Source organism: Bradyrhizobium sp. WSM4872, assembly GCF_055811715.1.
Map to the genome: position 1 here is coordinate 46,156 of NZ_JBVVPT010000014.1, position 24,457 is coordinate 70,612.

The window sequence follows — 24,457 nt, forward strand, 5'->3', positions numbered from 1 at the left end:
TGGCGTCTTGCCTGAGCGCGCACTAGAGCTTGTAGGCCGTCCGGAATCCGCCCCAGTGCCGGCCCTGCACGCGAATTGGAACGTCGATCTCGCGCATCATCACGGTATTGCCGTTGCCCATGTCGCGCGCATAGCTCTGCACCAGATACGAGCGCAGGTTGCGCGCCGCGGCCAACCCCGCCGGATCGTTGAACATCCGCCGGTTACGGCTGTTGGCCGTGTTCCAGGCAGCATCGCCCGGCCGCTGCGGATGCGAGTAGATCCTGTTGTGCACCGGCAGGAAGCCGTTGCGATCGACCATGGCGCAGAACGCCAAGCGCGGGTCCTTTACCAAAAAGGCTTCCTGGAATGCCGGCAGAGCGCGGTCGGCCCAGTCCAGATATCGGGTGCGGTACTGCTGCGGATTGGTTCCGGCGATTTCGGCGTAGTCGGTGTCGAAGAGGTCCTCGATCTTCACCTCGCAGCGGGCAACCGCCTGCTCGAAGATCGCGGTCAGCGCGTTACCCGCCTCCATGGCGCGGGTGACGAACTCGGTGTTTTCTTCGTGGATCGACCAGAGCCGGTCCTCGATCTTCTCGTTGAGCGCGGCATCGGGATTGACGAATTGCGCGCGGGCGCCGGCCTTGGATTGCTCGACCACGCGCAGGCGGCAGGCGCCGACGCCTTCGAGGCTGCCTTCGATCATGGCTTGCGATGCAAGGCGGCCCGCCTCCCCGCCGCCGATCAGCACGCCGTCCATCGATATCTCGTAGACCGGCAGCACCCCGCGGGCGGTTTCTAGCTTCAGATGGCAGGGCAGCCGCTCGGTCTTGCGGCGGTCGTCGTGCTCGCTCTGGCGCAGCAGCACGGCGCAACGCGCTTTCAGTTTCTGGGCGAAGGCGGTCACGGCCTTGCCTGCGCTGGCGACGTTCTCGCCGTGGCTCTCGGCCGCCTTGGTCGCGGCATCGATCTCGGCTGCGCTCTCGCCGACCGAGATGATGAACTCCGACGCGCTGGTTGCGTTGCCGGAGACTTCGCTGGTGGTGGCGTTCTGTTCGGCGACCGCGCCGTTGACGGTCTCGAATACCGGGCGGATGGCCTCGATCGCCTGCGAGATGCGGTGCACCGCATCCGCGGAGCCGGCGGCATCGCGCTGCAGCGCGTCGATCTTCCTGGTGATCTCCTCTGTCGCACCCTGGGTCTGCACCGCGAGTGCCTTGACCTCGGTGGCGACGACCGCAAAGCCTCTTCCCGCCGCGCCCGCACGCGCGGCCTCGATGGTCGAGTTGAGCGCGAGCAGCGTCGTCTGCCGCGCGATCTGCGCGATCAGATTGACGACGTTGCCGATGGCGGCCGAGGATTCGCGCAAGCGATCGACATTGGCGCGGGCTTCCTGCGCCGCGGCGCTGGCCCCGTCGGCGAGCTTGCCGGCCTCGCGGACCTGCGCCCCGATGCCCAGCGCGGACTGGGTGAATTTGTCGGCGGCATGGGCGAAGGTGGAGGCATTCGATTGCGCGGCATTGGTCCGGCCGGTCAGTGCGTCGGTGCGGTCGCGGATGGCGGCAAGCGTCGTGGCGGTCGCCTCGGCGCCGCCGGCCACCGAATTGGCGGCGCGCTCGAGCTGGCGAATCATGGCGCCCAGCTCGAGTTCCAGCAGTTCCAGGATTTCCTTGGCCGAATCACCTTCGACGGCCGCGGCGGGCTCGGAATGGGCCGCCGGCTGCGCAGCCTGCGGGGCAGCCGCAGTTGCAGCTATGTCCGGCAGACGCTTCCGAAATAGTCCGAACGCCATCAGGTCTCTCTTGTCGGGGGACGGTCGAGGCAATTTTCGCAGGCTGGAATGAAATCAGGGTTAACGATGCCTGACATCTAGGCACGGGCCCATACGGTGTTACCTTAAAGTCGTAGAGCCTCTTTCTTTCCAGTGGGGTGGCGGCCTATAAGGCCGCGCTTCCCACGCTCACCTTGGCGCACGGTTCCCTAGAGAAGATCACGCATGGCCGGACATTCCCAATTCAAGAACATCATGCACCGCAAGGGGCGGCAGGATGCCCAGAAGTCGAAACTGTTCGGCAAGCTGGCGCGGGAAATCACCGTCGCGGCCAAGCTGGGGACGCCCGACCCCAACATGAACCCGCGCCTGCGTGCGGCCATCACCGCGGCGCGCCAGGAGAACATGCCGAAGGACAATATCGAGCGCGCCGTCAAGAAGGCGCTCGGCAATGACGGCGAGAGTTATGACGAGATCCGTTACGAGGGTTACGGCCCCGGCGGCGTTGCCGTCATCGTCGAGGCGCTGACCGACAATCGCAACCGCGCGGCTTCCGACATCCGCTCCTTCTTCACCAAGTCCGGCGGCAATCTCGGTGAAACCGGCTCGGTCTCCTTCATGTTCGACCGCACCGGCATCGTCGAATACGACCGCAGCGTCGCCTCCGACGATGCGGTGCTCGATGCGGCGATCGAGGCCGGTGCCGATGACGTGATCTCGAGCGAAGGCGGCCACGAGATCTACGCCTCGACCGAAGGCTATCGCGACGTCGCCAAGGCGCTGGAAGCCAAGTTCGGCGAGCCGCGCAAGGCCGCGCTGATCTGGAAACCGCAGAACACGGTCGCGGTCGACGACGAGACCGGCGAGAAGCTGTTGAAGCTGATGGACCTGCTCAACGAGCACGACGACGTCCAGCACGTCTACGCCAATTTCGAGGTGTCGGACGCGCTGCTGGCGAAGATGGGCGGGTAAGGGGACACTTCCCCTGTTACTTCCGTTCCGTTTCTGTTTCCCCCACGGCGGCCAGCCGCTATCACTGGGCCATGACGACGCTCCCGATTCGTGGCCCCGTTCGCATCATCGGCATCGACCCTGGCCTGCGCCGCACCGGCTGGGGCGTGATCGAGGCCGAGGGCAACCGCCTGATCTACGTCGCCTGTGGTTCGGTGGAGCCGCCGGACGATTTGCCGCTGGCGAGCCGGCTGCTCGCGATCCATGAGGGGCTCGCCGCTGTCCTGTCCGGTCACAAGCCGATGGAAGCCGCGGTCGAGCAGACTTTCGTCAACAAGGACGGCGTCGCGACGCTGAAGCTCGGCCAGGCCCGCGGCGTCGCCATGCTCGCGCCCGCAATGTTCGGCATCTCTGTTGCCGAATACGCGCCGAACCAGGTGAAAAAGACGGTGGTCGGCGCCGGCCACGCCGACAAGCAGCAGATCGCGATGATGCTCAAGATTTTGCTGCCGAAGGCCGATCCGCCGTCCGCGGACGCCGCCGACGCGCTCGCCATTGCCATCACCCATGCCCATCATCGCCAGAGCACCGCGCTGCGGCTGAAGGTGGCAGGCTTATGATCGGCAAGCTCAAGGGCCTGATCGATTCTTACGGCGAGGATTTCGTGATCCTCGATGTCGGCGGTGTCGGTTATCAGGTGCATTGTTCGACGCGCACGCTGCAGCATCTGCCCTCGCCGGGCGAGGCCGCCGTGCTGTCGATCGAGACCTATGTTCGCGAGGATCAGATCAAACTGTTCGGCTTCCGCAGCGACCAGGAGCGCGAATGGTTTCGCCTGCTCCAGACCGTGCAGGGTGTCGGCGCCAAGGTCGCGCTTGCCGTGCTCGGCACGCTACAGCCGTCCGACCTCGCCAACGCCATCGCGTTGCGCGATAAGGCCGCGGTGGCGCGCACGCCCGGTGTCGGCCCCAAGGTCGCCGAGCGCATCGTCACTGAACTGAAGGACAAGGCGCCGGCCTTCGCCAATGTCGATCCGGCCGTGGTGCATCTCGCCGGTGCCGTCGACGATCAGCGCGCGCCTCGGCCCGTGGCGGACGCGATCTCTGCGCTGGTCAATCTCGGCTACGGCCAGCCGCAAGCTGCCGCCGCGATCGCATCGGCATCGCGCAGCGCGGGCGAGAGCGCCGAGACCGCGCAGCTCATCCGGCTCGGCCTGAAGGAGCTGTCGAAGTGAGTGCGGCCCGCGCCAATCCCGCCGCCGTTCTTTTTTGTCGCCTTTCGCGCGTGGCCGGTATCGTCGTGATCTTCGCCGTTGTGGGGCCGCTGACGGTCGCCGCGCTGGTTTCGGTGATGGTGACGACGCTCGGTGCCGCGGTGCTGCAGATGTTTCTTGAGCTCGTCCAGCTGGAGGCGCTGCGCACCCTAGTTTCGGTCGCGATCGTGCTGCTGGCCATCGCCACGATTCTCGCCTCGTTCCTTCCCGCAGTCGCCGCCGGCTTGATCTTCGCGCTGGCTGCGGTCTACGCCGACCTCAACATGATCTGGATGGCGTGGCTCGCCGCGGCCGTGGCCGCCGCCGGCTTCGTCGGGTTTGGCATGTTCGTTGTGCCCGCCGAAACCTCGGCGGTGATCTTGCCGAGTGTCCGTTCCGCGCCTGAGGCGCTGAAGCTTTCCGCCATGCTCGCCATCGTTGCTGTCATCCCGGCCAGCCTGTGCTGGTGGCTCGCGAAACCGCTGCACCGTGTTATCCTGCCCGCATGAGCACTCCCCCCCGCATGGTCACGCCCGAGCGCCGCAGCGATGATGTCGGCGACACTGCGCTGCGCCCGCAATCGCTGTCCGACTTCGTCGGCCAGCAGCAAGCGCGCAAGAACCTCTCGATCTTCATCGAGGCGGCGCGCAAGCGCGGTGAGGCGCTGGATCACGTGTTGTTCGTCGGTCCCCCCGGCCTCGGCAAGACCACGCTGGCGCAGATCGTGGCCAAGGAGCTCGGCGTCGGCTTTCGCGCCACGTCAGGTCCCGTTATTGCCAAGGCCGGCGATCTCGCAGCACTCCTCACCAATCTCGAAGAGCGCGACGTGCTCTTCATCGATGAGATCCATCGCCTCAGCCCTGCGGTGGAAGAGGTGCTCTATCCCGCGATGGAGGACTTCCAGCTCGACCTCATCATCGGCGAAGGCCCGGCGGCGCGCTCGGTCAAGATCGAGCTGTCGAAATTCACTCTTGTCGGCGCCACCACCCGCGCCGGCCTGCTCACCAATCCCTTGCGCGACCGCTTCGGCATTCCGATCCGGTTGAATTTCTACACGATCGAAGAGCTTGAGAGCATCGTCACCCGGGGCGCACGCGTGCTCAACGTCGGCATGAGCGCGGATGGCGCCAACGAGATCGCGCGCCGCGCCCGTGGGACGCCGCGTATCGCCGGCCGGCTGCTGCGCCGCGTGCGCGATTTTGCCTCGGCTGCCGATGCCGACAGGATCGATCGCAAGATTGCCGATCACGCGCTGAGCGCACTCGAGGTCGACGCCGCCGGCCTCGATGCGATGGACCGCCGCTACCTCACCACCATCGCGCAGAACTATGGCGGCGGCCCGGTCGGCGTCGAGACGATGGCCGCCGCACTGTCCGAGCCGCGCGACGCGATCGAGGACATCATCGAGCCCTATCTGATCCAGTGTGGCTATCTGCAGCGAACCCCGCGCGGCCGCCTGCTCACCTCGCACGCCTTCCGCCATCTCGGTATCAGCGAGCCCTCGCGCGATGCGGCGGCACAGTTCGGCCTGTTCGGCACCGACGAGAGCGATGACTGATCTGCGCAAGTGCAGCCTGCTCCTTCTATCATGAATTTCCGGTCATCTCGTGCAGACGGTCTGCACAAACGCACCCCATTTCTGCTCCAATAGCGTCGCATCAAGAAGCTGCATCACGATCGGGCTTCCATGATCACGCGCCGTCACCTCATCCGTTCCTTTGGCGGCCTGTCCGCTCTCGCCGTCTCGACCGCGGCCTACGGCGTCGGCGTCGAGCCGGTGCTGCGGCTTGGCGTCACCCGCTATCATCCAATCCCGTGGCAATGGCCGGCAGATTTCCCGCTGAAGATCGCCGTAATCGCCGACATCCATGCCTGCGACCCCTGGATGTCGCTGGAGCGGATCGAGGCCATCGTCGATCGCACCAACGCGCTGAACGCCGATATCATCGTGCTGCTCGGCGACTATGTCGCCGGCCTGCACCAGGTCACGCGCATCATTCCGGCGAACGAATGGGCCAAGGTGCTGGCCGGCCTGAAAGCGCCGCTCGGCGTTCACGCCGTCATGGGCAATCATGACTATTGGGTGGATCGGGCCGTGCAGCAGGCAGGCCACGGACCGACGGTCGCGCATCGCGCGCTGGAGACGGCCGGCATTCCCGTCTACGAGAACGAGGTCGTGCGGCTCACCAAGGACGGCCGCGCATTCTGGCTCGCCGGCCTCGGCGATCAACTCGCCTTTCTGCCGGCGCGACGCTTCCGGAGCACGGGACGCTTCGGCGCCGACGATCTCGACGCGACGCTTGCCAAGGTCACCGACGACGCACCGATCATCCTGCTCGCGCATGAGCCTAATATCGCGCCGCGCGTGCCCGCCCGCGTCGCGCTGCAACTGTCCGGCCACACCCATGGCGGCCAGGTCCGCCTGCTCGGCTGGTCGCCGGCGGTTCCGCCGCAGCACGGCCTCCGGCTCGCCTATGGTCATGTCCGGCTGAAATGCGACGTCATCATCTCCGGCGGCCTCGGTTGCAGCATCATGCCACTCCGCGTCGGTGTGCCGCCTGAGATCGTCGAGGTCACGCTGGGTCGGGGGCCGGTGGTCGTCTAGCCACGCTTGCGCAGCCGGCCGTTTTTGCGCAAAACGGGCTGGCTACCGAAATGCGAAGAGGCTCGTGACGTGACAGCTCATCTCGACGGCGAGATCCGCGACGGCCGCCACCACATGCAGGTCCGCGTCTACTACGAGGACACGGACTTCCCTGACTTGCCATTGTCGTAGTATGCAAACGTGCTGATCTCTCGCTCCTTGCTGCGGTTTTCGGGAAAAAGGTTCCTTCCGTAAAGCGCGGAGCTGTTCAGGTAGGGCGTATATTCGTAGGGCATCCGCTTGCGAACCGGATGCACTACTATGCATTCAATCAAGTTGCGGAAGGCAATGCGAGTTTCGATCGCCTTCGGATTGGTTTTGAGCGCGGTGATAAGCCTTCTAACCTCCGAGGAGTATCGGTCACTGAATTTCGGGCGATCGAAGCCAACTATATTTTCGCCGCCACCGCCCAGCAGCCGCAAGCGCTCTTCAACGCTTTCCCGCTCCAGGTCGCACTCATCGATCCGCTTGAGCAATTCGTCCGGCTTGCGGCGGCTATTTGCTATGGCATAAGAGAGGCGTTCGATCTCGGTAGTCAATACGCGGCGTCGACGCTCTAGCTTATTGTGTTCGCTGCCATTGTTCCGATCGTTTTTGCGCTCCTCCTTCCAAGTACGCATCGCCTCTTCAATGGCTTTCGGCGAAAGCAATTTCACCTGGATTTTTTCGGAGGCATCCTCGAGCAGAACGTCCATATCAAAGCTACGGGTGTGCTCGCAGGTGCCCCGCTGATGCGCGCTCGCGCATGCCGCGCGCGGCGCACCGTTACGCGAGGATTGAGCGATTCGCATATGGCCATTGCAGACGCCACACCGGAGCACACCGGCAAGCGGGTGCTCATTGTTGCGCGGACTCACGGCGCGACGCCGCGGCTGGCCAGTCGGTCCGAACATAGATACCGCGCGCACCCTACGAACCTTCTGCGCTAGATCCCAGAGCCCTTGCGGAACGATCCGCAGCTCTGGCTTTTTGACGATAATGTGGCGTTCTGCTGGATTGCGGCGCTTCTGTTTCTTCTGCGTCTCTGGGTTAAGAATTGTCGAGCGAACGTTCCAATGTATCTCGCCGATGTAGAGTTCGTTGCCGATAATGCCGCGACCATGCCGACCGCCTGTGATGCACTGATGGTTCCAGGTGGTGCGACCCGCCTTGTTCTTGTGACGAGTTGCCCCTGGTGAGGGCACGCCTTCGCGGGTGAGGTCAGCGGCGATAGTTCGGGTCGAGCGGCCCGCTGCATATTCTTTGAAGATGCGGAGCACAATCTTTGCTTCGTTCTCATCGATTACGCGCTCGCCGGGCGCGCCCGGCCTCGGCCGATAACCATAGGCGTATGAGCCCGGAATTCTTCCGTTCGCAACAGCGTTGTCATGGCCGCGCCGAACCTTTTCGGCGAGCTGCGGCTTGTAAATCGTGTTGTACAGACTTGCGATGCTAATGTCAGTGGCGGTCGCGTAGACTCCTTTCTGATCCATCAACTCAACGCCGTTGAACTCGAAAACCTGCTTGAGACGCTGGATGGTTGCGGGATCGCGCGACAAGCGGTCGAAATGCTCAACGACGACTACGTCAAACTGCCGGCTTCGCACACCGTTAAGCAAGCGCTGATAGCCGTCCCGCGCACCTTCGGTAAGACCAGATTTTGCGGCATCCACAAACTCGCCGACGACATCGAGGTTGTTGCGCAATGCGAGCTTGCGGCAGAGTAACAGCTGACCGTCAATCGAGCTCGCCTTTTGCATGTCGCTCGAATAGCGCGCGTATATTACGGCCGTTTTCTTCGATGACGGTGTCGTCATGCCGGTCCTCTATCGGCTGCCCCGAGCCATGATTTTCATCCCGTGCGATCTGACGTCCGATGGCGCGCGCCAACTCAAACCAGATTTCCTCATTGTCCGGATTATCCCAGCTCTGAGGATGGGAGGGGGCAAGCGGTCGAATGGTCGCTCGTTGTCTTCGGAAAGATCGGATGCGGGTAGGCATTTGCAAACTCGCGAGCGGAAGCTAGCGTAAATTTCCGCGCTGCGCTACGGCCAAGCCGCAGCGATTACTCGCAACGCGTCCCTCATGCTGGCTTCGGCCGCGTCGAATGATAATGAAATTCGTCAAGTGCCGCAGCGTGCGTGAGGGCATTCCTGGCGATGAGGCGCGTAGTCCAGAGCAGAAATGCTAAGCAAAGCGGAGTAAAAATACTTGCGCGTGGCGGCGGCGTAAGTTTGTTATCGGGTGCGGGTGCGGGTGCGGGTGCGGGTGCCCGGTGCGTAGGAGCCGTCCTCGGTTCCCCACAGATTGTAGTGGCTGCCGCAGAGCCCCGGCGAACTGTAACGTTCAGCCCAGACGCGGTGGTCCGAGCCCAAGGAGCCTTCGATGATTGGGTCTTTTCTTATTCCGCTTGTTCGATCGCTCTTGCGTCGAGGCTCCAAGAGCTAGCAATCGCGTCTTCGTGAGCTCCGCAGTAGGGCGCGAAAAGCACTGCAGAAATACTCGTGTTCCTCAGCATGCTGTAACTGGCGCTCGGGCAACCGGTTCGCCGGCAAGAGGGCCGGGCCGGTCAGCTGGCGGCCGGAAGGCTGACGCTCGAATCATCGCTCAAAGGCGCGATGGTTTCTAGCGTCATGTAACGGGCGCGCTGGACGGCCCATTGTCGTTCTGTTCGAGCAGGACCGCTCCAATGAGGCGAACCATGGCCTCCTCGTTGGGGAACATGCCGACCATATGTCCAAACCGGTTCACAGCCTTGCTGCACCACATCGAGAAAGACGCTCTGCTTCGGGCGTATCGACGACAAAAGCCCGCAGGCCGGCGCGGAGGTCGATGGGATAAGGGAGGCAAAGTACGAAGAGGGGCTCACGACCAATCTGCGATCTCTGCGCACGGGTCCACACTGTCCCTACCGGCTACAGCCGGTGCGGCGCGTCTACATCCCCAAGCCGACGGGGGTAGGCGGCCTCTCGGTGTGCCGGCCGCTAGAGGACAAGATCGTCCAAAGCGCGGTGGCCGAGGTGTTGAGCGCCGCCTATGAGCTCGAATTCCTCGGGTTCTCCTACGGCTTCCGGCCGGGGCGGGATCCTCAGATGGAGCTTGATGCCCTCGATCCGGCTATCATGACATATCCAGTGTCTTCGATTCGGTCGACCACGAGTGGCTGCTGCGGATGGTGGCACACAGGATTGCCGATCCTCGTATCCTGCAGCTCATCGAGATGCGGCTGCGAGCTGGCGTTCGTGAGAGCGGCGAGAAGCAAGACACACGCCGCAAAGGGCAGGATCAGTCCGCTCCTTTCCAACATCTTCCTGCATTACCTCCTCGATCGCTGGGTCGACCACTGGAGCGGTCGCCATGCACGCGGTCGCGTTGTGACCGTGCGCTTTGCGCACGACTTCGTCATCGGCTTCGAGAGCAAGGCAGATGCCCAGGAAATGCTCTTGGCCCTCAATGCGCGACTGGCCGGAGCTCCATGCGGACAAAACCCGGTTGATCGAGTTTGGCGCGGTTCGCGGCCCTCCCGCGTCAGCCGCGCAGCGAGCGGTGGCCGAGACCTTCGCCTTCCTGGGGTTCACTTACTTTGCGGGCGGACCCGAGATGGCCGGTTCATCGTGAAGCACAAGACCGAAGGGAAACGCCTGTGCTCTCGAGCAACATCACAAGTCTCGCGCGGCTCATGCGGGCGTCGCTCGTCGACAAACGTTGGTATAGGTTATGCAACCCGTTCTATATCCCCCGCTTACCTCTGTAGAGTTGAGCTGCCCGTCGGCTTGTCTGTAGTTTCAGCGTCGAAGCTGGACCGTCCGAAGGGTGGGGCGGCGCGAAATCCTAAGCTGAGTTGATAAGTGTGCTGCAAGGCATTGCTGCTATTGAGGCGTGGGACGAGCTTAAATGGAAATACGTCAGCCCACTTCCACGTTGGAGGTCCATCAGCACATTGTGTGCTTCCTCCAGAAGCAAGACCCAGTGATCTTGGACATCGGCTGCTACGACGGAGCTGACTCTTTACATTGTCTGCGGCTTTGCCCAGAGGCTCAGCTCTACTGGTTCGAGCCGGACCCCCCGGGGCGGTTGCTAGCTTAAGAGAAACATGGGGCTCTACCCTGAGAAGGTGCCCCTAGCCACAGTCGCCGCGTTGATGACTGTTGCTGTAGCCTGGCTTACTGGCGAATTTCCGTCAGTCTCTTGAATGCGAGCATCGCGATGGCATTTACCGAGCTCTTCATCAAACGTCCGATATTGTCTATCGTCGTCAGTCTCCTGATCCTGCTGACCGGCATTGGTGCGGCCACCGTTTTGCCAATCCGGCAGTATCCTAAGCTGACCAACACGGTCGTCAATATTACAACCTCTTATCCCGGCGCCTCCGCCGACATGATCCAGGGGTTCATCACCACGCCCCTTGAGCAAGCGCTCGCTTCGGCCGAAGGCGTTGATTACATTACGTCCTCCTCGGTGCTCGGTGCCTCGACGATCCAGGTCTATATCAAGCTCAATTTCGAGCCCAACGAGGCGCTCACTGAAGTGCTCTCCAAGGTCAACTCGGTCAAATATTTAATCCCTAAGGAATCGAACGATCCGGTCGTCACCAAATCTGCCGGTCAGACCACAGCTGTCATGTATATCGCCTTCTCCAGCGAAGAACTGACGGCCAGCGCGATCTCCGACTATCTCTCGCGCGTGGTGCAACCGATTATGTCAACTGTAGACGGCGTCGCAGCGGCAGACATCCTCGGCGGCCAGAGTTTTGCGATGCGGTTATGGCTCGATCCCGCGAGAATGGCGGGCCACGGCGTGTCGCCAGCTGATGTTTCGGCTGCAATCGCGGCCAACAACTTCCAGGCTGCGGCCGGCCAGACTAAGGGCTATTTCACTCTCTCCGACGTCACGGTCAACACTGATCTGCGGAGTGTTGATGACTTCAAGCGCATGATCGTCAAAGCCAACGACGGCGGCTTTGTGCGCATGGAGGACATCGCGACAGTCGAGCTTGCGGCGCAGAGCACAAACGCCAGCGTCGCGATGAACGGCGAACACGCGATCTTCGTCGCCGTGCAGGCGAGCCCAGAAGGTAATCCACTGAACATAGCGCGAGGCGTTCGGGCACTGCTTCCAGAAATGAAGCGCAGCCTGCCGCCATCGCTGAAGATGGAAGTGGCCTACGACTCCACCAAGTTCATCCAATCATCGGTAGACGAGGTGGAGAAGACGCTCCTTGAGGCGGTCGCGATCGTGGTGTTGGTGATCTTCCTGTTCCTGGCCTCCCTGCGGTCTGTCATCATTCCGGTCGTCACCATTCCGCTGTCCATTATTGGCGTCTGCAGTATGATGCTGGCGCTGGGGTTCTCATTCAATCTGCTGACCCTCCTTGCGATGGTGCTTGCGATCGGTCTTGTGGTTGATGACGCAATTGTCGTGGTGGAGAACGTTCATCGCCATATGGAAGAAGGTGCGTCGCCCGCGCAGGCCGCTACGAACGGCGCGGGCGAGATCGTCGGCCCCGTCCTCTCCATGACGATTACGTTGGCCGCCGTGTACGCGCCCATCGGCTTTCTCGGCGGCCTCACCGGCGCGCTGTTCCGCGAATTCGCGTTTACACTGGCGGGTTCGGTGATCGTGTCGGGCGTGATCGCGTTGACGCTGTCGCCCATGATGTGCGCGGTCTTCCTGAAGAGCGCTGAAGAGGGGCGGTTTGCAAAGTTTGTGAATCGTGTGTTCAGCGCTATGACGCGCTGGTACGGCCGCAAGCTCGACCGCTCGCTCGACTATCGCCCGATTACCGGGCTGTTTGCGCTGACCATGCTGGGCCTCGTCGCCTTTCTGTATATGCACACTTCCAAGGAACTCGCACCCGAGGAGGATCAGGGCATCGTATTCGCACTGACAAAAGCGCCGAAGTACGCCAATATTGATTACCTGGATTATTACGGCGCCAAGCTCGACAAGGCACTCCAGAAGTTTCCCGAGACGGATTTTCGCTTCGTGCTCAACGGCATCAGCGGTCCGCAGGGCGGCATGGCCGGGATGTTGCTTAAGCCGTGGGCCGAGCGCAAGCGCTCATCGATCGCGCTGAAATCGCTGGTCCAGGCCGAGCTGTCCAAACTGGAAGGCATCAACGCATTTGCCTTTAGCTTGCCGCCGCTTCCGGGCGGTTCGGGCGGCTTACCAGTGCAGATGGTGATCAAGTCGACGCTCGGTTTCCAGTACATCTACGAGCAGATGTCGGAGCTGAAGGATGCCGCGCGCAAGAGCGGTCTGTTCATGGTCAGCGACTCTGACCTTGAGTTCAACCAGCCGGGGGTGCGAATCAAGGTCGATCGATCCAAGGCGAGCGACCTTGGCATCACCATGCAGAACGTCGGTAGCGCGCTCGCGACCCTCCTTGGCGGAAACTACGTCAATCGCTTCAACCTGCAGGGCCGCTCCTACGAAGTGATCCCGCAGGTGCCGCGCGAGAAACGCCTGACGCCGGAATCACTTGGGAGCTATTATGTCAAGACAGCGGCGGGCTCGATGCTGCCGCTATCGACCGTGGTCTCCATCGAGACTGCGACCAATCCGAACGCACTCACCCACTACAACCAGCTCAACTCCGCGACCTTCCAAGCCGTACCGATGCCCGGCGTCACGATCGGTCAGGCTGTGGACTTCCTCGACGTCGAGGCAATGAAACTGCCCGCAGAGTTCAGTCACGACTTCCTCGGGGACGCCCGTCAATATGTGCAGGAGGGTAACAAACTAGTCATCACCTTTGCGTTTGCACTCATCGTCATTTTCTTGGTGCTTGCGGCGCAGTTCGAAAGTCTGCGCGATCCCCTCATCATCATGTTCAGCGTTCCCATGGCAATCGCCGGCGCCTTAATCCCGCTATTCTTTGGCTTGGCGACGATGAACATCTACACCCAAATCGGACTGTTGACATTGGCTGGGCTGATATCCAAGCACGGTATTCTGATGGTCCAGTTCGCCAATCAGCTGCAGCTCAAGGAGAGACTCGATTCCCGCTCGGCCATCGAGATGGCGGCGCGCGTCCGCCTCCGCCCAATCTTGATGACCACCGCGGCGATGGTCACGGGCCTCTTACCTTTGTTGACCGCAACGGGTGCTGGCGCCGCGAGCCGCTTCTCGATCGGGCTCGTGGTCGTCGCGGGCATGTCCATCGGCACGCTGTTCACGCTTTTCGTGCTGCCGGCGCTCTATGTCGCGATCGCGTCGGATCACCGCGCCGACGCGAGTTCCGATCACGTCCAGAACGCCGCCGAGCTCGCCTTCATCGGAGCATCCGATGCCCACCTGGCCAAGCGATGATCCTAACGATCAACTCGGGTTTGCTCGATCGCGCCGCTAGCGTAGCGGCGCTGCTCGCCGACCGCGGTAACTTGATCGCACTGGGTGCCTGCAGTTCATGGCGGCGGACAGGAAGGATGATCCGCGGCTGCTGCGCTTCGTCTCGATCTACTGCTTGCCCGAGGTGAAGGACTACATCGCGACCAAATACGGCCGCTTCATTGTGCAGATGTGGTGAGCGACGGATGCCTGGGAGGGTTTCACGGTCCCTTGCGCATCCGGAGCTTCAAGCCGGTGGTGCGAAGCTTGGGGGGAATCATGTGTTCGGCGAAGAGCGCGTCGCGGATCCGTTTCTGCTCCGACAGGCGGATGCTGTTGTTACCTGACCGAGCAGGCCACCGCCACGTGATTTGCCGGACATCACGGCAGCATAACTCGCAAGATTGACGTCGCCCGGGACAGGGACAGAATCCATGTTCCCCGAATGGGTGGTGTACCCATTTTTCAATTGGTTCTTAGTGGAGAATTATTCACTTCCTGACCGCGCTGCAATTGCTGTCTGAAAAGAGACCGCTGATGTGCTGCAGGCTTAGATAGTTGCCAAGAAATTCAATCCCCGCCAATTTTGGGCGCGAAACGAGCCGGCCAAGACGCGATAGTCCGGCGATTACTCGAGCGCGGCCGCCATTTCGGCTAAGGTTTGGGGTATCGGAGGTTCCCGGGATGAACCCGCGGTCGGTGCGGGCCTGACTGCACTCTATCGGATGCGGCGGGGCGAGGCATCGGTTCCTGTGGACAGCTGTTCGCCCGGTTTACGTCCGCAGCTATTGGTTGGGTGGAAATAACCAGTCGGCCAAGGGATGCATCCGTGACCAGTCAGCGCGGACGCTCGAGTCCGGCACCTCGCCAGCTTCAATTGAGGCTTCGCCCGTCGAAGTGTCGAACGGGGGGTATTGACGGCGATGTCTATGGCACGCTCGCGCACATGCGGGCTTGCGCGATCTTGCATCCACCCGTGCTCCTCGCATTGGCGGCTAGCGCCGACCTGCTGCAGCACCAAGTCGCCCAGCCGCAGCGTCCGGAATGGCGGGTCGTCTCGCCGGTACAATCAGCATCGAATTCGCTCCTGAGGACGAATCCCTCAGATCGTTCCGCGGTTAGCACAACGCGGGATTCCGAATCGTTTGGCCGGAAGCCTTTCGAATGCGGTCACGTGATGGGTGTCCTCATAGCAAACCGGGCGCTCCGGTCGGATCCAAGGGCTCTTCTGTGAGCGCGGAAATCTGGCCGCGGGCGTGGCGGATGAAGAGCCGAATCGCAGATCGAGCAAGTCCGCTTCTGAGCCGAAGAACGACAGGCGCGCTGCATCGACACAGTCCCAAATCAGCGCTAAATTCAGCGATCGGGCCCGTCATATTCCGCCCAACTATCCGTCGTCTCGTACACCCTCACGCTCGAGAGTTGGGCGAGGCGCGGTTTCGCGTGCTCCCAGATCCAGATGGCGATATTTTCCGCCGTCGGATTTTCCAGTCCCGGGACGTCATTCAGGCAATGGTGATCGAGCTTCTTTATAAGAAGGCCAAACGCTTCCTCCATGTTGAAGAAATCCATTACGAATCCGGTGTGCGGATCGATGGCCCCGTTCAGCACGACCTCGACGCGATAGGAATGACCATGCACCCGATGACAGCGATGTGTCTGCGGGACGTTTGGAAGTCGGTGCGCTGCCTCGAACTTAAATGCTTGGGATATCTTCATGTGATGCCGAGTGTTTGTGGGACTGCACGCTGAGCCGCCATTTCGGCTGAGCCAGGCAGTACGAGATAGCCCGCCGCTCGACGGCGTCAGGGCGGTCTTTCGATCGAAGCAGAAATTGTTCAAGCCACGCTCATCGAACCGGTCTGGCAGGCTGCCGGTTGCGGCCACACGAATTTTCAGTTCGTGTCCGCGAGTGACGGCCAGCGCGGCGCGATTTACTGACGCAGATCCAGTCACCACGCTGGCCGGGGGCGGCAGCCTGCCGTTCGTCTCGATCGCGCTGAGGAACCCGATATCGTGTAAAGATTGCAGGACATCACCGAACCACCACAGTGGTTCTGAGCACGTTCATTGCTTGTGCCATGCAGATGATGGAGCGTCTACTACAAGATCCGGTAGATGCCAAAACCAACTTGAGGCTCTAGGGTCTGGCCGCGTTTCCCCGCCGATCATCATCCCGAGAAGTGAACGCAACCGGCACGATGCTCAACCAAAGGGCGGAACGGCACAATATGACTAGCAGAACCTGGGGGCTACCCTCGAACACCTCAGTCAGTATTCGCTACAACTGACGGGAGGCGTATGCCCAGGCAAAAATCAGCTTTGAAAACGTCAACCTATCCAGGCGATCACGGCGTGCCAGAGCAGATCCAGAGAGGATTGCGCTGAGTACGCCATCGTCGAACTTGGAAAAATTCACTCGTCCGTGAATGGACCGAATACAGAATTCGCCCTCGACAGCAAGCGCAATATGATGCCAAAGAAAAAACAGCACGTCGATCTATCGGACCAGAATCTCTTGAGTCTTATCCTGCGGCTCGCCATTCCGTCTGTTGTTGGATTATCGATCCATGCGCTGCAGCAGGTCGTCAACGCGATCTTTGTTGGCGCCCTAGGCGCGCAGGCGATCGCAGCTGTTAGCATGACCTTGCCGATCGTGGTCCTGCTCGCCGCAGCCGGACAGGGGATCGGTGTTGGAGCAGCGTCGTTCATATCTCGTCATCTGGGCGCTCGTGAGTACCTAGAAGCGAGTCGAGGCGCAAGCACGGCACTCGCGCTCGCCGCTCCGATCGGTATCATAGTCACCCTCACTCTGCTTCCAAATCTGCCAGGGATATTTGCAACGCTCGGAGCAACCCCAACCATCATGCCCGTGGCGCTCGACTACGCGGGAACGGTTTTGTTGGGGTACACCCCGATGCTACTAAATACCGTCAGCGGGTTCATTGTAAGAGCCGAAGGCTATACACGATTTAGCATGTGGGTGATGATGACCGCGTTTATCCTGAACGCTGTGCTTGATCCCGTCTTCATATTTTCACTTGACCTTGGCGTGCGAGGCGCAGCCCTCGCAACGCTGGTGTCTCAGATCTCTGCTGTCGGACTGTATATCGCGTATTTTACGAAGCTTGGCGGGACGGTTCTCGTCAGGATATCTCACATATCATTGCGAGCAGATCGCATCAGACAGCTCGCGTTGGTAGGCGCGCCGGCGACAATGACGAGTATCTTATCTGCTCTTGCCGTTATGCTCTTGTACGGAGCTGCTGCGCCGTTCGGCGACGATTCCATCGCCGCGGTTGGAATAGCTGTGCGTATCTTGATGGTCGGCGCACTGCCTATCACCGGGTTCTGTATTGGCGCTCAAGCTATCCTGGGTTTCGGTTGGGGCGCACGCGACTATGCTCATATATTGAGGGCTGCGAAGTTCATGCTCTTCGTGACGATCGCATTCTCGGTGCTGTATTCTGCGGCCGTTGTGATTTTTGCGAGGCCTTTGGTGAGCCTATTTAGCGATAACGAGTACGTCACCGAAATTGCCGTCTCGACCTGCATCGTGTTCCATCTCTTCTTTGGACTGTTTGGGGTGCAGAGTTTCGTGACGGCAATGCTTCAGTCATTTGGGAGAGCGCGCCTCAGTGCAATTGTGTCCTTGGCCAGGCAGGGGTATCTCTTCATACCGGCCGTACTGTTATTCCCGCTGGTAGCGGGTTTTAACGGACTGTTAGCCAGTCAAGCGCTCGCAGAGCTTGGCGCCGGAATAATCGCTCTCATCGTCATGTTCAACCAGTTCGGCGAGCTCAGACGAGCGCTCCGGCACGGTCCTCAAGAGCGATCGGGATAGCGGGTTGAGCTGAGAACGGATATGATCGAGGCACAGATCATTGGGCGCTAGCCTCCTGGGAGGCTCGCCGTTAAAGCGTGATGGGACTAGCTTCGATAGCCTGAGTTTTTGAGGTAGTTGGCGCATTCTTCGGGTGTAAATGCATAAAGGAGTTCGCCGATGGCGGCGCAGACCGCATCGACGGTTCGTGCGGCTGCCTTGCGGAGCAGATGCTTGAGTTTGGCAAAGACGTGTTCGATGGGGTTCAGGTCGGGTGAGTATTTTGGCAGGAAGAAGAGCTTTGCTCCGGCGAAGCGGATGAGCTGGCGCACGGCTTTGCTTTTGCGGCTGCCGAGATTGTCCGGGACGACGATGTCGCCGGGCCGAAGGGTCGGCAGGAGAACCTTCTCCACATAGATCCGGAAGCTCACGCCATGATTGGTCCTTCGATCAACCATGGCGCATCGATCCGGTCATGGCGCAGGGTCGCCAGGCAGGGCGATGGCGAGTTGGCTGTGGCATGACCTTCGTAGGTTGATCCTCTGGCGTTGTGCATCGACTCGCGGCATGCTCGTGAGCCCTTCGCGTACAAGGGCAAGTGCAGAATCGCGGCTCATGCGGCATTCTCGCGATAACGGGTGCTCTCGTGCAGCATCTGCAAAACCGCGCTACGGTTCAGAAGTCCGCGGTCGATCGCGATTTCGATGAAGGGCCGCATTTGCTCAGCGGCTGTAAGCACAAGTTTCGATACCTGTTCATAACCAAGGCGCGGTACGAACACGGTCGCAAGAGCCGAAGATTGCATCAAGTTGCTGAGCGACCGTTCCCGGTCTGCCCGGATCCCCGAGATGCATTGGTCGGCAAATATTCTGGCCGATCGCGTCAAAAGCTCGATCGAATCGAAGAGGCGCGAGGCGATGACTGGCTCGAAGTGATTGATTTCGAGTTGGCCGCTCAACGCTGAGAGAGATACTGCGGCGTCGTTGCCCACGATAGCGAACGCAACTTGCTGGATCATCATCGGCAGGACTGGATTGAGTTTACCTGGCATGATCGAAGAACCGGGCTGGAGAGCGGGCAACCGCAATTCGCCAAGCCCCGTATTTGGCCCAGAGGAAAGGATGATCAGGTCAGAGGCGATTTTCGCGATTACCTCTGCTGCGATGCGGATTTCCGACGACACGCGTGCGAAGGCGTCGGCGTTCTGCATGGCATCGAACATGTCGTCGCCTGGGCGTACCGCGTGGCCCAAGATTGCCGCAAGATGTCCATAAACGGCACGGCGATAGCCCGGCACTGCTCCGAGCCCGGTGCCAATCGCAGTGCCTCCGAGGGGAAGCACCATCAATTCCTGGCGCGCCACGGACAGCTTCAAGGAGAGCCGCTTGATCGCTGATGCGTAACCGCCGAATGCCTGACCGAGCGTCATCGGCTGGGCGGCCTGCATGCATGTGCGGCCGACGCGCAATACGTCAGCGAATACAATGGCCCGCTCCGAAAGAGCGGCCGCCACCTGGTCCAGCGCACCCACCAGATCGCCGGACTTTTCGTGCGCCGCCAACTTGAGCGCCGAGGGCAGCACATCGTTAGTCGACTGGCATAGGTTCACGTGATCATTTGGATGGATCACGTCGTACCGACCGGGCTTTTCACCGACAATTTGCAGGGCCCGGTTCGCCAGAACCTCGTTCATGTTCATGTTGATCGATGTACCGCCGGAGCCTTCGAGCAAATCGATGATAAACTGCCCATCGTGTTTACCAGCAATGACCTCGTCCGCAGCTGCGATTAGTGCTCCTGCTACTTTGGCGTCGAGGGCTCCGAGCTCACGGTTCGCCGCCGCGGCAGCGCGCTTGATGCGCGCTAGTGCCCGAAGAAGTGCCGGCTGATCACCGAGCTTCTGGAGTGAGATGTCGAAGTTCTCGCTCCCACGCAGGGAGGCCAAGCCGTACAGGGCGCGCAGCGGCAGCTCGCGCGTTCCTAGACTGTCTATTTCGGTGCGAGTCGCTGACATCTCTGATCCCGGGTTCGGACGCTACGCAAACAACTCTCTCCGAAGACGGGTGAGAGTTAAAGCTAAGATCGGAGATGTTATGAAGGCTAATAAGTATGATTAATTAGGGTTATACTGTTCGTCGAGAGTCCGGGTGGAGCCACCCGCAACGCACCGGCAGGCGGCGTCCTCGTGAGCGAGCGGATCCAACACGATGCTGCCGACGGAACGAGCCATCCAGGGAATTTGAGCCGCGATCTGGGGCAAGGTCCAGTTCCGCAGGAGCACCCAAGTATCATCCGCTATTCGCGCAGCCAACGTGCCTAATCCGCCTTGCTTAGTCACCAACGCGATCGTGCGCGAGAGGCCGGTCGCCGGCAATGGCATGACTTCGAGCGCCGGTCGATGGACGGCAGCCTGCAATATGCACAGGGGTGTTGTAATCGCCACGCCCATGCCATTGGCGACCATCGAGAGCAGCGAGTCCGACGTGTCGAACGACATCGTCTGCGGATGCTCTATCCTTAGACGCCGGAGATGACGTTCAATTTGCGTTCCCATGTGCGAACGCGCGGTGTAGCGGATAAGTCGGTGCTCGAGTAGTAGGTCGTCCAGTGGACGATCGCGAAGAGTATCCGCCCAGGCAATCGGTGCTACCAGGAGGAATGGCTCGCGCAATAGGGGTAAGCGGGTAACTTCGTCAACGCCCTCCATTGGATCCGATGTGACAGCTGCATCGATCTCGTTGCGCATCAATGCCTCGGCGTGCGCGGGTACCAGCCCCGAATACGCGCTCACGCGAAGCGCGATTGAACCCGCCATGAGGCTGCGGACCAACAGTGGTCCCACTGTGGACGCGAACGTGTCGATCATCCCGAGCCGAAGGTCCTCGCGTTCGGGACGCGCTGCGGCGGCCCGCATTTCCTCGACAGCTCGTCCGACGCGCAGGGTTATCTCGCGCATGTGGGTGAGCAGAGCTTGCCCCGCCTCCGTGGGCCCAAGGGGACGACGATCGCGACGGACGAGGGATGCGCCAATATGCGCCTCCGCGCGCTTCATCGCTTGTGAAACGGCCGATTGAGTGATGCCAAGTCTGAGGCCGGCCGCGCTCATGCTGCCCTCTTCGATGACGACGGCCGCGACTTCCAGTACACGCAAATCAGGCAAACTAAACATAGGAAGCCTACGCTAATGGATTTTTATCGGGTGTGCCACTAGTCCGTTTTCTCAGTTGCGGCGAGTCAATCTACTCGACAGGTTGGCGCACCGGAAACTCGCGCTTACTGCGCAAACAGCCGATTCCAAAGCCGCAGCGGTGGAACCGTTCGATGACACTTCATTTATCGACATTTCCAACCGCTCCAATTTCGGCGCAGAGTTCGATCCGGTGTGTCTGGAGAGTCCGCGCCAAATGACAACATTTCCGGGTGGCGGATCGGCGGCCCTGGCCAGGTCGCCACCCAATTGTGCAAGTTCGGTCAAGTAGAATGCGGGGTTCCAAGGCGACCTCGTCGAATGCCGACGTCCTTGATGAGTTCATCGGGCAATACGATCTCGGTGTCCGTGGAGGCGATCTTCGGTGATGCGTCCGGGCCGTACGATTGAGCATGATGAGCCAGAGGACGCGCCAGCTGAGAGGGCAGACGACCGCCATCAAACTAGCGAGCCGCTCTGCGGTCCGCAGTTTTGAGTCCTCCGCCCTGCAGCCCGATTTTAGGAGCTTGTGGAACAGCTCGATTTTCGTGCACGCACCTATTGGATCATGGACGTAGCCGCGCCTCTCTCTTGTCAACGATGAGTGCGCCGCCTTTGTCCACGAGGTCAGAAGTTGACGCGATGGCCGCCGCGCATGAGCTCCCTCTTGAGCCTGTGGTTTTGGCCGACGCGGGCATCGATGTGTAGGTGCCTGCGAGTTCGCGGATATGGGTATCCGCAGACACGTCCGACCACCGGCCGATGATCCAATGCGACGGCCATCCCGAAAGGAGTGAAGCCACCTGCCACAATGCGCTCAAGAGCGTAAACTTGATCTAGAGGCCGCGCCGATCTTGCGTCTCGTCTTCGGCACCATCATGCGAGTTCATTGACAGTAAGCCCAGTTCTAGACCATGGCTTTGAGATCCCAGTGGGTCTAAGGACGCAATTGATCGAAGTCGCTGGTTGGAGTGCCATTGTGATGCTGGTGAGCGCTCAATCAGGAAAGCACGCAAGAAGACGTCATCAGCTTGCTCTTCCGCGCGGGAAGGCGATGATGGCTCAGCTGCTCGGCAGCGCCTCGGAAGAGCCAGCAAAGAGCGCCTTCGGTTGAGCGCGATAGGACCGATCATCGAGAAGCGCGTCACACGCCAGCGTGAGGACGCTCACGGGATGAAGAAGGCGAGCTTGCCCGTCTGTCGGGTAGCGTCAATTATGATGCTAGAATGCGGGGTAATCTCAGGACACAGACATTGTTGTGTGGAAAGAATGCAAAAGTGTCCCGCAGTGCGGTAGACCGCTCGACCGAATGCTCCTCGCAATGCCGCAACGGCGCAATCGCCCGAGATGTTCGCGTACATCGCCAGAAACTTCGATGCCGAGTTCCTCAACGAGTTCTCGGGCAAGGCCTGGCGTGGTGTTTCACCCCCTTCGACCGGTCCGCCGGGCTGCACGAACATTTTGGTCCAACGCTCGCGTACCAGCGGAAGGTTTCGTGCGACATTCGTGGTAGGGCACGCGGCGATCCGCGCCGTGCGCACGGCTGCGGCGTTATCCATCAAGCAACGCCCCCTTTTTTAGATCACCCTCTGGGGCCGCTTGCGGGAGAACTATCAGCAGAGGGATGATGACGACCATACCAGCTGCCAGCATCACTCCTGATGGGCCGGCTACAGTCAACACCTGGGCGCCAAGGACGGCTCCGAAGCCGATGGCCGAATTGATGACCGCCGAGTGCATCGCGGCAGCAGTCATCACTGTCGAACCGGCGGCGCGCAGGATCCAGGTCTGGAGTCCCGCGAACAGCGCCGCGACGGCCGCGCCCCAGATGACCAGCAAGACAAGGACCCGGCCTGTCCCCAACTGGGGACCAAACGATCCAAGGCCAACGAGCGCCAGACACAGAGCAAGCAGCCCCGCAGTGATGATGGGTTTCATGAAGCGGTCGATGAGGACGCCCGCCAAGATGTTCCCCAGGAATCCTGCTCCGCCAAAGCCGAACAACAGCGCGCCAATCATGACTTGGGCAACATTTGGAATCTCGTTGAGGAATGGTTCTATAAATGTGTACGCCCCGAAATGCGCCGCCGCCATGAATGTCGTTACGGCATAGATCCCCAACAGGTCATGCCTGCGGCAGACTGATCCAAGCTCTCTCCATCCCGCTGGCGTCCCGGCCTGCATTTTCGGAAGAACTGCCACCATCAGGGCTGAGGTGATCAGTCCGATGGCGCCAATCAATCTGAACGCTGCACGCCATCCGCTCACCTGACCGACGAAGTTCGCGAGCGGCACGCCAACAACGGTCGCCATCGAGATCCCGCCGAATACGATTGCCGTCGCAACACCCATACTGCGGGACGGCGCAATCTTAGACGCAACCACAGCCGCCATGGCCCAATAGAAACCGTGAACGACAGCGCCCACCGTGCGTGCCAGCAACAACCCTTCGAAAGTGTGAGACATCGTCGCCGCAAACGTTGTTGCGGAAAGGATAATAGTTAAGGCGATGACTAGCGGCTTGCGAGGAAACTTCTGAAGCAGAACGGGCGACAACAGAGCGCTGGCAGCACCGATCCAGGCATAGAGGGCCACCGTGAGCCCGACCGCTGCCTGATCTCGTCCGAGGTCGCGAGCAATCTGAGACAACAGCCCGATAGGTGCTATCTCTGCCAAGACGATGTGAAACGAGGCGATGCCTAGCACGATGACGGCGAGCCAGATGCGGAGCGAAGATTCTGTGCCGTCACTCGTCATTATTAAACATCACTGTACGAAGGATCCGCCCGTTTCATTTGTCGATGATCAGCCGCTGCTTGTACGCATTTTTCATCCATGGACGTGGCGCCGCATGGCATGGGCGTCTCTCCGGATGTTGATCGACCTGCATCGGTAGTATCCGATCGTTACGGTTGCATGGGTCGTTCTCTCCATCAACTGCGAGAGTTGATAGTTGACACACGACAAACGGCACTCGGTGTCCTCCGACTGGCGTCCTGAGTGGGACTGTCGTTCCGGCCGGCATCGTGAAGGAGGGCCTGACCTTACTCGAAGAGCTGCGTCGCTCGCCACCAGGCGCTGCGCTTCGCCAACCGCGCCAAACGAACGGTGCAATAGAATCGTGATGCCTTTCGTGCGCACGGACGGCCTGCAGATTGCTGAGCTGCCAACACCGAGGAGGAGGTCTCACTCACAATGTCCCGGCACTGCTTCGGCAGCTTTAGCAGGGCGCTCGCGGATCATGATCTCCGGGGAGCCGCCATTGCCTCGGTGCGTACGCGCGCCCTGGGTGTCAATCGGCCCTTTAATCGCGGTTTGTTGTCAAGCTTACATTTCTGAACTCGCCCGCGGCACGGTGGTAGTGCTCGCACCGTCGGAGCTGGTCCGGATTGCGGAGACGGCGCGGGCCGGCTGATACGTGCATTGGATCGCCGGGCTGGTTGAGGTCTTCGCTGGGATCATGGTCCTTTCCGAGGTCGCGCAGCGCCTCATGATGATGTCGGGGTCGTGCGCCTCAACGTTTGCAGCGGAGTGCGGACGAG

General features: G+C 60.8%; 14 protein-coding genes and 3 pseudogenes. 9 read left to right on the forward strand and 8 right to left on the reverse strand.

What is annotated here, in order from left to right; genetic code table 11:
• Positions 1–22: 22 nt before the first annotated feature.
• Positions 23–1,771: a methyl-accepting chemotaxis protein gene (locus AC0L3C_RS19860; protein WP_473408763.1), complete on the reverse strand. Its 1,749-nt coding sequence runs from the start codon at positions 1,769–1,771 to the stop codon at positions 23–25.
• 204 nt (positions 1,772–1,975) lie between these two features.
• On the opposite strand from AC0L3C_RS19860, the gene AC0L3C_RS19865 reads away from it, so the two are divergent.
• From AC0L3C_RS19865 to AC0L3C_RS19895, 7 genes and pseudogenes are all read left to right on the forward strand, one after another.
• Positions 1,976–2,722 carry a YebC/PmpR family DNA-binding transcriptional regulator gene (locus AC0L3C_RS19865; protein ID WP_473408764.1) on the forward strand — a complete coding sequence of 249 codons (747 nt, stop codon included), beginning with the start codon at positions 1,976–1,978 and terminating at the stop codon, positions 2,720–2,722.
• Positions 2,723–2,793: 71 nt separating this feature from the next.
• Positions 2,794–3,321 carry a crossover junction endodeoxyribonuclease RuvC gene (gene ruvC, locus AC0L3C_RS19870; RefSeq protein WP_007599969.1) on the forward strand — a complete coding sequence of 176 codons (528 nt, stop codon included), beginning with the start codon at positions 2,794–2,796 and terminating at the stop codon, positions 3,319–3,321.
• The gene (ruvA, locus tag AC0L3C_RS19875; protein ID WP_027515524.1) at positions 3,318–3,935 is read left to right on the forward strand and encodes a Holliday junction branch migration protein RuvA; all 618 of its coding nucleotides are present in this window, start codon (positions 3,318–3,320) and stop codon (positions 3,933–3,935) included. Before ruvC ends, ruvA begins: the two co-directional genes overlap by 4 nt.
• Positions 3,932–4,462 carry a hypothetical protein gene (locus AC0L3C_RS19880; RefSeq protein ID WP_473408765.1) on the forward strand — a complete coding sequence of 177 codons (531 nt, stop codon included), beginning with the start codon at positions 3,932–3,934 and terminating at the stop codon, positions 4,460–4,462. The genes ruvA and AC0L3C_RS19880 overlap by 4 nt, the downstream gene beginning before the upstream one ends.
• Positions 4,459–5,511, forward strand: a complete 1,053-nt coding sequence (gene ruvB, locus AC0L3C_RS19885) for a Holliday junction branch migration DNA helicase RuvB (RefSeq protein WP_354063120.1) — start codon at positions 4,459–4,461, stop codon at positions 5,509–5,511. Before AC0L3C_RS19880 ends, ruvB begins: the two co-directional genes overlap by 4 nt.
• 129 nt (positions 5,512–5,640) lie before the next feature.
• Complete coding sequence (locus tag AC0L3C_RS19890) at positions 5,641–6,558, forward strand: metallophosphoesterase (RefSeq protein ID WP_473265318.1); 918 nt, start codon at positions 5,641–5,643, stop codon at positions 6,556–6,558.
• A gap of 69 nt (positions 6,559–6,627) precedes the next feature.
• Positions 6,628–6,708: pseudogene (locus AC0L3C_RS19895) on the forward strand (acyl-CoA thioester hydrolase); the annotation flags it as partial.
• On the opposite strand, the gene AC0L3C_RS19900 reads toward AC0L3C_RS19895, so the two are convergent.
• On the reverse strand, positions 6,690–8,393 hold the full coding sequence (locus AC0L3C_RS19900; RefSeq protein WP_473408766.1) for a recombinase family protein: 1,704 nt from the start codon (positions 8,391–8,393) through the stop codon (positions 6,690–6,692). The pseudogene AC0L3C_RS19895 and the gene AC0L3C_RS19900 sit on opposite strands and share 19 nt — an antisense overlap.
• 752 nt (positions 8,394–9,145) lie before the next feature.
• Positions 9,146–9,306, reverse strand: a pseudogene (locus AC0L3C_RS19905) (IS256 family transposase); the annotation flags it as partial.
• Positions 9,307–10,782: 1,476 nt separating this feature from the next.
• On the opposite strand from AC0L3C_RS19905, the gene AC0L3C_RS19910 reads away from it, so the two are divergent.
• On the forward strand, positions 10,783–13,887 hold the full coding sequence (locus tag AC0L3C_RS19910) for an efflux RND transporter permease subunit (RefSeq protein WP_473408767.1): 3,105 nt from the start codon (positions 10,783–10,785) through the stop codon (positions 13,885–13,887).
• Between the two features lie 1,374 nt (positions 13,888–15,261).
• Here the strand turns inward: AC0L3C_RS19910 and queD are convergent.
• Positions 15,262–15,624 carry a 6-carboxytetrahydropterin synthase QueD gene (gene queD / locus AC0L3C_RS19915; protein WP_473408812.1) on the reverse strand — a complete coding sequence of 121 codons (363 nt, stop codon included), beginning with the start codon at positions 15,622–15,624 and terminating at the stop codon, positions 15,262–15,264.
• A 706-nt stretch (positions 15,625–16,330) separates the two neighbouring features.
• Here queD and AC0L3C_RS19920 point away from each other — a divergent pair.
• Complete coding sequence (locus tag AC0L3C_RS19920; RefSeq protein ID WP_473408768.1) at positions 16,331–17,749, forward strand: MATE family efflux transporter; 1,419 nt, start codon at positions 16,331–16,333, stop codon at positions 17,747–17,749.
• A gap of 86 nt (positions 17,750–17,835) precedes the next feature.
• Here the strand turns inward: AC0L3C_RS19920 and AC0L3C_RS19925 are convergent.
• The 4 genes and pseudogenes from AC0L3C_RS19925 to AC0L3C_RS19940 all read right to left on the reverse strand — a co-directional run.
• Positions 17,836–18,221: pseudogene (locus AC0L3C_RS19925) on the reverse strand (transposase); the annotation flags it as partial.
• A gap of 120 nt (positions 18,222–18,341) precedes the next feature.
• The gene (locus tag AC0L3C_RS19930; RefSeq protein WP_473408769.1) at positions 18,342–19,742 is read right to left on the reverse strand and encodes an aspartate ammonia-lyase; all 1,401 of its coding nucleotides are present in this window, start codon (positions 19,740–19,742) and stop codon (positions 18,342–18,344) included.
• Positions 19,743–19,841: 99 nt separating this feature from the next.
• Positions 19,842–20,897, reverse strand: coding sequence for a LysR family transcriptional regulator (locus AC0L3C_RS19935; protein ID WP_473408770.1), 1,056 nt, complete (start codon positions 20,895–20,897; stop codon positions 19,842–19,844).
• Between the two features lie 1,569 nt (positions 20,898–22,466).
• Positions 22,467–23,672, reverse strand: coding sequence for an MFS transporter (locus tag AC0L3C_RS19940; RefSeq protein ID WP_473408771.1), 1,206 nt, complete (start codon positions 23,670–23,672; stop codon positions 22,467–22,469).
• Positions 23,673–24,457: the final 785 nt, after the last annotated feature.

Coding starts and splice junctions, on each gene's coding strand:
- queD (WP_473408812.1), bottom strand. CDS start 15,624: ATGAAGATATCCCAAGCATTTAAGTTCGAGGCAGCGCACCGACTTCCA.
- AC0L3C_RS19860 (WP_473408763.1), bottom strand. CDS start 1,771: ATGGCGTTCGGACTATTTCGGAAGCGTCTGCCGGACATAGCTGCAACT.
- AC0L3C_RS19900 (WP_473408766.1), bottom strand. CDS start 8,393: ATGACGACACCGTCATCGAAGAAAACGGCCGTAATATACGCGCGCTAT.
- AC0L3C_RS19930 (WP_473408769.1), bottom strand. CDS start 19,742: ATGTCAGCGACTCGCACCGAAATAGACAGTCTAGGAACGCGCGAGCTG.
- AC0L3C_RS19865 (WP_473408764.1), top strand. CDS start 1,976: ATGGCCGGACATTCCCAATTCAAGAACATCATGCACCGCAAGGGGCGG.
- ruvA (WP_027515524.1), top strand. CDS start 3,318: ATGATCGGCAAGCTCAAGGGCCTGATCGATTCTTACGGCGAGGATTTC.
- AC0L3C_RS19935 (WP_473408770.1), bottom strand. CDS start 20,897: ATGTTTAGTTTGCCTGATTTGCGTGTACTGGAAGTCGCGGCCGTCGTC.
- ruvB (WP_354063120.1), top strand. CDS start 4,459: ATGAGCACTCCCCCCCGCATGGTCACGCCCGAGCGCCGCAGCGATGAT.
- AC0L3C_RS19910 (WP_473408767.1), top strand. CDS start 10,783: ATGGCATTTACCGAGCTCTTCATCAAACGTCCGATATTGTCTATCGTC.
- ruvC (WP_007599969.1), top strand. CDS start 2,794: ATGACGACGCTCCCGATTCGTGGCCCCGTTCGCATCATCGGCATCGAC.
- AC0L3C_RS19890 (WP_473265318.1), top strand. CDS start 5,641: ATGATCACGCGCCGTCACCTCATCCGTTCCTTTGGCGGCCTGTCCGCT.
- AC0L3C_RS19940 (WP_473408771.1), bottom strand. CDS start 23,672: ATGACGAGTGACGGCACAGAATCTTCGCTCCGCATCTGGCTCGCCGTC.